Here is a 9,272-nt window from a genome sequence, read left to right as displayed (position 1 = left end):
CTTCCGCGTCGTAACCGTAATACTGATTACCACGGATAAAATCGGAGGTGGCGGTCAGTTCCCCGCTCTGCCCGTACGTGAAACGCCGCCAGATATCTCCCGGCATCGGGGTGCCGGGTGCAGTCTGTTGGCGACTGGCCGACTGCCACACACGGCGTCCCGTCACATCATACTCACGGTATTGTGTCAGCACGCCCTGAGTCCGGTTCACTTCCCGATGCAGGGCGTCACGCTCAAACTCGCTGATGGTGTGTCCGTCGCAGCGGATGGCTGATACATGTCCGGCACCATAATACAGCCAGCTCAGGCGCTGCCCGTCCGGCATGACGGTCTCAGTGATATTATTCAGGATATCCCACTGATAACTCACCTCACCTGCCGTCCCCTGCTCGGTCAGCAGACGGATCAGCCTGCCGCCCGCATCGTGCATGAACGTGGTAAGGCGGACAGCGGTCCCGGGGCCGTTTTCATCACCAGTCCGGATTTCCATACCCGATGTAGCGCGGCGAAATTTCCTGGACTGTTTTAAAATCAATTTTGGACTGCCGCAGCGGTCAAAAATTCGAGATTTTGGACAGTCCAGAATTGATTGTAGCTATGGATTTACTCCATCACTTTTTTTGCCGTTGAATAAATTTTTGACAGATACTCATCGTCATTCTGGTCAGAATGCGCCTGCAGCATCAGGTTAATACTGTTCACAGTTACCGGCTGGTCTGTTTGTTTTAGCATGACGACGGCACGCCCAATCACCCAACAGACATCGTGATAGACCTCCATCTTTTCCTCATCAAAATCCATCGTGATTCTCCTCTGAATTTATGCCCGTTACAGTTAACCAGCAGTTGCCGGGAATTTCTTATACAACGTCGACACCCCAACATCATAAATAATAGCGACGCGCTGTCGAGATTCACCTGCCGCTAACAACCGTCCAGCCTGCGCCCACTGCTCAGGCGATAGCTTAGGGCGTCGTCCTCCGATTCGCCCTTCAGCACGTGCAGCTGCTAACCCGGCTCTGGTACGTTCGATAATCAATTCCCTTTCCATTTCAGCCAGTGCGCCCATGACGTGGAAGAAGAAGCGTCCCATCGGGGATGAGGTATCAATACTGTCTGTGAGGCTGCGGAAATTGACATTTCGCGATCGTAGTTCCTCAACCAGCGTGACGAGATGCCGCATACTTCTTCCGAGCCGATCCAGCTTCCAGACGACTAACGTATCGCCAGCCGACAGGGCTCTCATCAGTTTCTTTAATCCCGGTCTCTCAGCGGTTTTCCCGCTAATTTTGTCCTCAAAAATCTGCTCACATCCTGCGCACACCAGAGCATTACGCTGGAGCGCAGTATTTTGGTCATTTGTTGATACGCGGACATAGCCTATAAGCACTTTTTAAATCCCTTTTAAAAGCGGTAATAATGCCATTTGATCAATAAATGATCATTATCGGAAATGTTGGTTTAGTAACAAACGGTTTTGTCGGGCGTTTGATTGGTTACCAGGTAATAAAAACTAGTGGTACGTATGTCCCGACGCCTGGCACGAAAATAATGGTCGTTGAGGTTATCGGCGGTGGTGGTGCTGGAGGCGGAAGCCAGGCTGCGACAGCCGGAAACTGCAGCCTTGGTGGCGGTGGTTCGGAGGGATGCTATGGGAAATCAGTAATTGACAACCAGGCTGAGAGTTACGCAGTCACTATCGGAGCTGGGGGAACACCTGGTGTTGGTGCTATAGGTGGTCAGGGGGGAACAACCTCGTTTGGTAATCTTATGTCCGCTGACGGCGGCCTGGGTGGAGGAGTGATGGGATCTGGTTCGGTAGTAAATATGACGGGTATCTCTGGCGCCGTAGCCCCTACAGTGACTGGTGCGAACATCACATCAAGCGGTTATGCCGGGTCGTTTATTTACGCGGTTCGAATGAACNNCTGGCAGGAGCCGCAGCAGGAATGGGCGGTCGGTCAGTATTTGGTGACGGTGGCGGATCCCACACCTCAGCCGGAGCTGGAAACGATGCCAAGTCGTTTGGCGCGGGCGGAAGCGGCGCGAAAAGCGGTGGTAACAACGCTGCAGACGTGGCTTATGCCGGTGGTCGCGGTGGTGATGGTATCGTTATTGTTCAGGAGTACGCGTAATGGGCGAGTATGCAGTAGTTAAAAGCGGCCAGGTGACTAACGTTATCGTGTGGGACGGTGAGGATAACGGATTTGTCGATGGGCTCGATGGCGAGCTGATTGCTATCACGGATGGCGCTGTAGCTGGCGTTGGCTGGAGTTACGACGGCTCGACGTTTACACCGCCACCAGAGCCGGAAAAGACCAAAGAGCAGTTGATTCAGGAAGCCACTATCACGAAAGAAGAACTGATTCAGGCGGCTAACACGTATATCAATAACAAGCAGTGGCCCGGTAAAGCCGCGATTGGGCGACTGAGCGGTGACGAACTGGCGCAGTACAATCTGTGGCTGGATTATCTGGACGCGCTGGAGGCTATCGACACCTCCAGCGCACCGGATATTAGCTGGCCTGTTCCCCCGGAGGTGTAGGCCAGTCAGGTTTGGTTGTATCAACAGCATTCAGAGCGTCAATGTAGGCCAGCCATGCTATCAGGCTGGCCTTTTCATCGTCAGTAATAATTCCCAGCAGTAATTTGCTCTGCCAGTTAATGATTGTGGACTGTGCTGTCGCCAGTAATTCCGTTTTTTTCTGCTCAACTGCCGCGATAGCCTCTTCCGGTGTTGGTGGAGGAATATCAACCCAGGCTGGAATGCCGCCTGCTGCCGAGCCCAAAATTTTCCCTTCAGGCGCTTGTCCGCTGTAGACTTTAAAATCATCCTCGCTCAACTCGACCGCATCAGCGGGCCACTCCCCAGCGGGAGAGTAAACAGAGTCTTTCAGGCTTTGAGCATAAAACCCGTTATTTGTGGCTGAAAAATAATATATCTGGCTCATATTAGTTCCCTACCGCTATCCAAAATACACCGTTCGCCTGTTGAGCACCTGACGTGTTGAACGTTCGCACGCCGCTAATAACGGTCAGTGTCGAGCCGGTAGCGCAGGCGATAATATTTCCCGCCGTTGTCGGGGTTAACGAATAGGCAACCCCTCCGCTGGTCGGGCTGGTCAGAAACGCAGTCGGGAACGTGACGGTCACTGCCGCAGACGCCGAGGTAACCACGTAACCAGCCTGAACAATCATGCCGTTCGGAAATTTAAACCACACCGAATTTGTACCGGTGCCAGATGCAAAACTTCCCATATCAGGTATCTGATTAACGCCAGTCCCAACAGCCCGTTTTGCCGCTTCTCCTAATTGAAGGTTTGCAAGAGCAGTCGCTCTCGCAGCTGCGCCGTCAGCAGCGATATCCGCAAACGGATTTTTTCGGCTAAGCATGAGAGCTTTTAATGCTGTCAACAGCTGCAGGTTGTCGTCGTCTGGCTGAAGACCTGCAGCGGTCAGGATACTAATCAATTCCTGCTGCACATCCCGGGTTGACCCCTGAACGTTATTAAGCCAGGTGGCGGTTACAATTGTCCCGTCGGTACCCTGAGAAGGATCCCCGTCGATAAATAAATTGTCAGCAGTCCCAATAGGTGGCATCAACGGTTTCATTCGTCGTCATCCTCATACGTGAAATAACAATAGGTATACGCGGGCTTCAAATCCACGAACGCCGCCTCAACCAGTGGCTCACCGTACGTCAGCAACGGATCTCCTGCCGCTGACGCTCCGGCTCTGAACCGGTAACGTGGAGTCTCAGAGCCAATAATATTGACCTGCCAGACCCAGCGAACGTCATCAATATAAAGACGCTCCCCGCTCCTGCTGATACCAGCCTGGAACGAACGCGGTTCAGTGATAGTGATTTTGTAACCCAGCACGGCGGCAAGGTTTATGAAATAAGGGATGGACAGCCCGCCTGTCTGCGCCATCCTGAACAGGACTTTTTGCAGGCGTTCCTGCTGCGTCGCGCCTTCCCGTGGTGTGATCTCATAGATACGTTCCCAGTCTGACAGGGTCACGGTGGCGTAGAACGGTGTAACGGATCCCAGCGCACGGGCGGCAGAGGCTTTAACCTCATCAAACAAATTGGCCTCAGCCTGCAGCTCAGCGGAGAGGTATTTCCCGTTCGGGTCATAACTGACCGGCGGGAGTAGCGCCCTGAGCAGATTGAGGGTGTTCATGCCAGCGGCTCCACGTCGATATTCCCGACCCGTAACCATTCCCACGTCGTTGCATCAATAATTGCCTGTACGTTGGCTGCCGGTGAAATGATTTTCCTGTCCACCACACCCGATATCAGGCTGATTTGAGTTTCCAGTTGAGAAATTGTCAGTTCCTGCCCGGGCTCAATACGGTTCAGAAAATCCGTAATGACTGACTGGATCTCAGGTTTAATATCGGCAATGGTCAGGGCGCTGGTTTTAATCTGAACCACGAAATCGACAATCTTTTCAGTGGGAGTTAATACCAGCGTATTTTTGGCTGTAACCGGCCGAATGTTGTCAATGTACGCCTGAACGGTATCTATCAATTCCTGTGGGGCCAGATCGTTATTTGACGTGATGGCCACATCAACGGTCCCCAGCCCGCGCCGGAGCGGTTCAACATAGGCTGACGTGACACCGTCAACCTCCAGCGCCCAGCGTTTGAAATCGTGTTTATTCCCGCCCGCTGGTGGCCGGCGCAGAATGTCCAGGTATCTGGCCAGCAGGCTGGAATCCAGTTCCTGCTCAGTACCACCTGTCAGCAGACTGATCGTCACGGCGCTGTTGATACCTTCCGGCGGGCTGACCAGCGTCCCGGCAGTGATGACCGTTGTATTCGTGGCCGCACCGGTGGAGGTGCTTTCAACGGTGACGACGGCGGTACCGTCCGCACCTATGGTCGCCTCTTCAGTCGTGGCAACACTGACGCCTTCAGCCCTGATTTGCGCGCCGACGGGGAGGATGCTGTTTGCAGTTCCGGTAACACCTGCAGTACCGGATGAGGCCGTGGCCTGTTTGCGCCGGACGTTGCGGGTTCCGGCGTGCAGTTCGAGGAATTCAGTATCAGCGCTGTCCGCAAATATCTGGCGGACAATCCACCCCTGGTATGCGTACAGGCCATCGGCCACACCTGATACAGCATTAGCCCGGACACCGTAATCACTGTCCGTGCCGGTATCAATATTCTCGTCGGGTAGTGCGTTCTGAATATCACGCAACTGACGGGCGGTGCTGTCTGCTACGGTCGGAACCGGGAACGTCATTAACGGATCCTCACTGGGTGTTTGAATTTATGCGGGTTGCCGGCGGCATCTGTGACAGTGACCAACAGATACAGCCAGCCGGTCTTCCAGCGCTGAGTATCAACGGTGATGGTCTGTGCCCGCCCGTCATCGAGTAGCGGCTGGAGTGCCTGTTCGGTGTATTGTCTGGCCAGAACGTAAACGCGACTGACGTCCTTTTCCCGCTTCAGCTCGTGGAGCCGGGACCCCATCAACGGGTCGGCCCAGTAACTGCCCAGCGGGGTTTCAAGGCGCAGGTAAACCGCGTTCTGTAGTGAGTAAATCCGGCTGTTGGTATAGTCGCCGGTTACGGGAGAGATATTCTGGTCCATGCTGCCAGTGTGGCAGCGTGGACCACTGGTGAGCGGCTGAGGAGGTTCAGCGATCAGCCATTTATTGGCGGACCAGACGGGCCGTCTGGTGTGTTATGGATATGAGGACCGATTTTAACGCCGTTAATCGTGACGTCAACGGAATCAAATGTCCCGCCGGTATGATTAACACCGCCCTCGAAGGTCGCGGTATAGCCGCCTTCACCACCGCCCTTAATCGCCATCCCGCCATTGCCGGTAATTTTACCCTGTGCGATGACCTGGGCGCTGGCGGTCAGTTGTGGCGTGGTAAAATCAGCACTCTGTTCAGCCACAACCGTATAGGTCTTGCAGTTAACAATATACTCATCGCAGGTTGTCTCGATGATCCGACCGCGTTTCATCACGACACTGGCCCCTTCGTCAGTGTACAGCGCCACCTCTCCGGGCTTCAGTGCCTTCAGCCGGTAGGTCCCGTGCTCTGTCGCGATGATCACCGAGTGTGACGTACTCCCGTTCAGTGGAATGACGATCCCCATTGAACCGGGCAGCGGGTTAGACGTAAACCCGTAGTGCTGAAAATACTCCGCACCGTCCAGCCCCTCATTTTTTAGCCCCACGAGCTGCAGCAACTGAACTTTTGTTGCGCTGTTAGTCGCCGTGAGTACCGCGCGGAACGCCTGTCGTATCCCCTGACCGGCCTCCCTGATGCGCTGATTAACTTTATTCCACATGATCACACCCTGACGATGGCCACATCGTTCTTGCGCTTCTTCTTCCCGCCACGGCGGTGGCGGCGCTTGCGGTCACGCGGGAACGCGTCAGGTATCCAGACCTCATCCTCTTTAAACCTGAGGCTGGTCTGTTGCCCCTGTCGTCCACCGGTGAACTGTCGTCCCATCAGAAAAAAAATCTCATCAAACCCGTGGGGCTCACTGATGATACGTACCCGCTGACCCGGCTCCCACAGCACACCGTCAGCCGTTCTGTGCCCCGGGACTTTTGCAGAGATATCCAGCCCGCTCAGACGTGCGTCGCTCATCTCTTTTTTAGCCCGGTAGTCGACCTGTTCCTGATTGTTCGTATCCCCGATAGTAATTATCTGCGGGCGGTAATAATCCACGGTGGGGTCGGTCACTTTTGTGCTCATATCATTAGTGCCGGTGGTGCCGTTCTGGTCCTGACCGGAATCACTGGCCAGCAATTTAACGCTGCCGTCATCGTTCCAGATATCCAGTGGCAGCGGCGCGGTGCTCTTGCTTTTACTGTCCGCTGTTCTGGCGTGTCCCTGCGCCAGCGCAGTCAGCTCTGAGAAACAACCGTTAATTGACCGCCTGTCTTCCAGCTCCAGCACGTTGTTCCCTTTCCCGTCGTTTTTGAGGACCAGTGTCGCCACCGGCTCAGCAGAATAATCCGGGCCACCGACTACGAGCGTGCCATCTGGATCCATCCACGGCCAGAGACCGCGACCGGCTGCTGCTTTGGCGAGTGCATCCCACGCCCGCATTCCCGGCTCAATCGTGACCTTGTCATTACGCGGGGCACTGTCAGCCTGGATGCGGATATTACGTATCCCCAGTGGCCGGACTATTTTTTCGATAACCTCATCCAGCGTCAGCTGGTTCGCGCTGAAAATGGGGGCGGCGCAGTCAACCAGGATCCCCGCATCATCACGACCGGTCAGGGACAGCGAATAGTTATTGCGTGACACGACCCGGCCAACACTGTCAATCCGGCCACTGAGTACGGTTTCGCCACCGACCTGCAGCTTAATGGCGGCTCCCCGGACAACCTCTTTCGGAAAGGCCTTATCCGGGAGACCCAGCATCAGTTGCCAGCCGTCGGCGGGTTTCAGGAAATCGCTGTCAATGCTGTAACTGGTCCAGTCACTGTGCGCCTTCCCGTTGATAACCAGACTGATTTTCTCTTTGTCTTTGTCTTCATTTTGCGTAGGCATTCAGGACCATCCCGGCGGTAATGCGATTAGGTTCGCTGATCTGCGGGTTCAGCCGCACCAGCTCGCTGACACGGCTGTAGTCGGCGTACCACAGGTGCGCCAGCAACAACAGGCAACTGTCGGCATCAACGCGACGGCGGATAAGTGGAGGACGGCGGGACAGCACCATCAGCCCCAAATCCTGGAGCGAGAGCGCCACAGTCTTCAGGTCTTCCACCAGATCCAGCCAGGCAATCCCGACCGGCGATGAGGTCTCAGTTATCAGCTCGCGGTCAGGCTCGTAGCGGATCCGTAACAGGTCAATTGTCGACTGGATACGCGTCCTGACGTCGTCGACCAGTTGCTCAATACTATCCGGCGTCAGTTGCGCCGACTGGTCGTCATCGGACAGGATAGCGGTCGCGGCGCTGGCAAGTTCCGTGACGGCCGCAACTGCATACGCCGCCCTGACGTCCTGCACATCAGCCAGCGACGCGTCAGTCGGGTACGGGATTTCCGGCGTCACATCACCGCTGATAAACGATTCCGGCAGTGTGACCAGCTCGTCCATATCGGACACAATCCGGTTCCAGTTGACCGCAACGGTCGACGAACTGGCCACCTCTGGCTCCTCGCTGCTGGTCTGCCCGGTGACTGTCTCAACCACTGATACCGCGAGGGCGGGAACGGCGCTGGCCACATTGGCAGTGTGGATTTCCAGAACCTCACTCAGTTCCTGAATAAACTGGCCTGGCGTTCCGGCAAGCGAAGTCAGTTGCGCCGTGGTGTGCGAGACGTCATCATCAAACGTCAGCAGGGTGTTCATCAGCGTGGACTCGACGATCCTCGCACGTTTAATCAGGCTGTTAACGGTGTTTAAAGGGGCCGTAACAGCGGCAAAAAAATCCGCGACCTTGCTGGTCAGCGCATCCAGTTTGTCGAACAACGAGCTGCCGAACATTTCAGGAAGGGCAGTGGAGAACAGGGCCGTTCCTGTCCTGTTCTCCAGAAAACTCAGCTCGACGGTGCAACTGTCCGGGTTCTCCGCATCATGGTCCACGGTGTAATCCAGCGCCAGAACCGACGGGAAAGAACCGTAAATCGGGTGAATCAGTTCACCGCCACCGGGTTCGTCCAGCGCGGCGGTCAGTTGCTGCAGCTTGTATTCGTAGGAATCCCCCCACAAAATCGCAGTCAGACTGAACTGGCGGGGTTTACGGCCGAGGTCCTTCAGGTCGCCACCGTCAACGTGAGGATAGGTGTACTCGGCATGATCACGGCCATTCTGTTCACGGGTTTTTGTGACGTCAAAAATAACGCCCTTATACGAGGCGTTCTGCAGGTTTTCAGCCCAGCCCATTAATTAGGTCCTCCTGTGCCACGGTTCCCGTCCTGGACGTTGTAGCGGTTGACGATCTCGGCTATCACCTGACTGTCCAGAATCAACTGCGTGGTAATGTCCACCGGCGGCGCGGGTTGAATCACCGGCGGTACCGGTTGTGACGAGGTCCCGCTCTGTCCTGCTGGTGCTGGCTCCCCGTTCCCGCCAGGTGTGGCTGCAGGCAGAACCTGAGACGGGTTGATACTGGCCCCACGCGCACTGTTCTGCTCGTCGGCCATATACTGTTGGATCCATTTTTCGTTCTCAGTGGAGTACCCCTCGCCGAACTGATACCACGGCTGATACCGTTCGCGCGCCGCATCAATTACCTCCTGCGGGTATTTCGCCCTGATGGCCGCCCAGCGTTCCTCGCTGC

The 9,272-nt window shown here is 55.4% G+C and carries 12 protein-coding genes and 3 pseudogenes; 3 read left to right on the top strand and 12 right to left on the bottom strand.

The features are described from left to right. The 3 genes and pseudogenes from GM30_RS02960 to GM30_RS02950 form a co-directional block, all read right to left on the bottom strand. Positions 1-490: pseudogene (locus GM30_RS02960) on the bottom strand (type IV secretion protein Rhs); the annotation flags it as partial. A 113-nt stretch (positions 491-603) separates the two neighbouring features. Continuing rightward, positions 604-801, bottom strand: a complete 198-nt coding sequence (locus GM30_RS02955; RefSeq protein WP_049847428.1) for a hypothetical protein — start codon at positions 799-801, stop codon at positions 604-606. Between the two features lie 33 nt (positions 802-834). Further along, positions 835-1,389 carry a recombinase family protein gene (locus GM30_RS02950; protein ID WP_049847427.1) on the bottom strand — a complete coding sequence of 185 codons (555 nt, stop codon included), beginning with the start codon at positions 1,387-1,389 and terminating at the stop codon, positions 835-837. 47 nt (positions 1,390-1,436) lie between these two features. On the opposite strand from GM30_RS02950, the pseudogene GM30_RS28155 reads away from it, so the two are divergent. The 3 genes and pseudogenes from GM30_RS28155 to GM30_RS02940 form a co-directional block, all read left to right on the top strand. Continuing rightward, a pseudogene (locus GM30_RS28155) lies at positions 1,437-1,886 on the top strand (glycine-rich domain-containing protein); the annotation flags it as partial. A gap of 62 nt (positions 1,887-1,948) precedes the next feature. Further along, the gene (locus GM30_RS25960) at positions 1,949-2,134 is read left to right on the top strand and encodes a hypothetical protein (RefSeq protein ID WP_155483908.1); all 186 of its coding nucleotides are present in this window, start codon (positions 1,949-1,951) and stop codon (positions 2,132-2,134) included. Next, positions 2,134-2,544, top strand: coding sequence for a tail fiber assembly protein (locus GM30_RS02940; protein ID WP_049847425.1), 411 nt, complete (start codon positions 2,134-2,136; stop codon positions 2,542-2,544). The genes GM30_RS25960 and GM30_RS02940 overlap by 1 nt, the downstream gene beginning before the upstream one ends. On the opposite strand, the gene GM30_RS02935 is transcribed toward GM30_RS02940, so the two are convergent. The 9 genes and pseudogenes from GM30_RS02935 to GM30_RS26525 all read right to left on the bottom strand — a co-directional run. After that, the gene (locus tag GM30_RS02935; protein ID WP_049847424.1) at positions 2,516-2,950 is read right to left on the bottom strand and encodes a tail fiber assembly protein; all 435 of its coding nucleotides are present in this window, start codon (positions 2,948-2,950) and stop codon (positions 2,516-2,518) included. The two genes, GM30_RS02940 and GM30_RS02935, sit on opposite strands and share 29 nt — an antisense overlap. Position 2,951: 1 nt before the next feature. Next, complete coding sequence (locus GM30_RS02930) at positions 2,952-3,611, bottom strand: gp53-like domain-containing protein (RefSeq protein WP_049847423.1); 660 nt, start codon at positions 3,609-3,611, stop codon at positions 2,952-2,954. Further along, positions 3,608-4,183, bottom strand: coding sequence for a YmfQ family protein (locus GM30_RS02925; RefSeq protein ID WP_049847422.1), 576 nt, complete (start codon positions 4,181-4,183; stop codon positions 3,608-3,610). Before GM30_RS02925 ends, GM30_RS02930 begins: the two co-directional genes overlap by 4 nt. Then, on the bottom strand, positions 4,180-5,250 hold the full coding sequence (locus tag GM30_RS02920; protein ID WP_049847421.1) for a baseplate J/gp47 family protein: 1,071 nt from the start codon (positions 5,248-5,250) through the stop codon (positions 4,180-4,182). The genes GM30_RS02925 and GM30_RS02920 overlap by 4 nt, the downstream gene beginning before the upstream one ends. Further along, on the bottom strand, positions 5,250-5,600 hold the full coding sequence (locus GM30_RS02915) for a phage GP46 family protein (protein ID WP_049847420.1): 351 nt from the start codon (positions 5,598-5,600) through the stop codon (positions 5,250-5,252). The genes GM30_RS02920 and GM30_RS02915 overlap by 1 nt, the downstream gene beginning before the upstream one ends. A 53-nt stretch (positions 5,601-5,653) precedes the next feature. Further along, positions 5,654-6,313, bottom strand: a complete 660-nt coding sequence (locus GM30_RS02910; RefSeq protein WP_049847419.1) for a phage baseplate assembly protein V — start codon at positions 6,311-6,313, stop codon at positions 5,654-5,656. Positions 6,314-6,315: 2 nt separating this feature from the next. Beyond that, positions 6,316-7,536, bottom strand: coding sequence for a phage baseplate assembly protein (locus tag GM30_RS02905; RefSeq protein WP_049847418.1), 1,221 nt, complete (start codon positions 7,534-7,536; stop codon positions 6,316-6,318). After that, positions 7,520-8,875 (bottom strand): DNA circularization protein, encoded by a 1,356-nt coding sequence (locus GM30_RS02900; protein ID WP_049847417.1) that lies wholly within the window; start codon positions 8,873-8,875, stop codon positions 7,520-7,522. Before GM30_RS02900 ends, GM30_RS02905 begins: the two co-directional genes overlap by 17 nt. Then, positions 8,875-9,272, bottom strand: a pseudogene (locus GM30_RS26525) (phage tail tape measure protein); the annotation flags it as partial. The gene GM30_RS02900 and the pseudogene GM30_RS26525, both read right to left, overlap by 1 nt.

This window comes from Trabulsiella odontotermitis, assembly GCF_001188485.1.
GTDB lineage: Bacteria > Pseudomonadota > Gammaproteobacteria > Enterobacterales > Enterobacteriaceae > Trabulsiella > Trabulsiella odontotermitis_A.
Note: the sequence above shows the minus strand (reverse complement) of the source record. Positions and strands in the feature narration are given on the sequence as shown.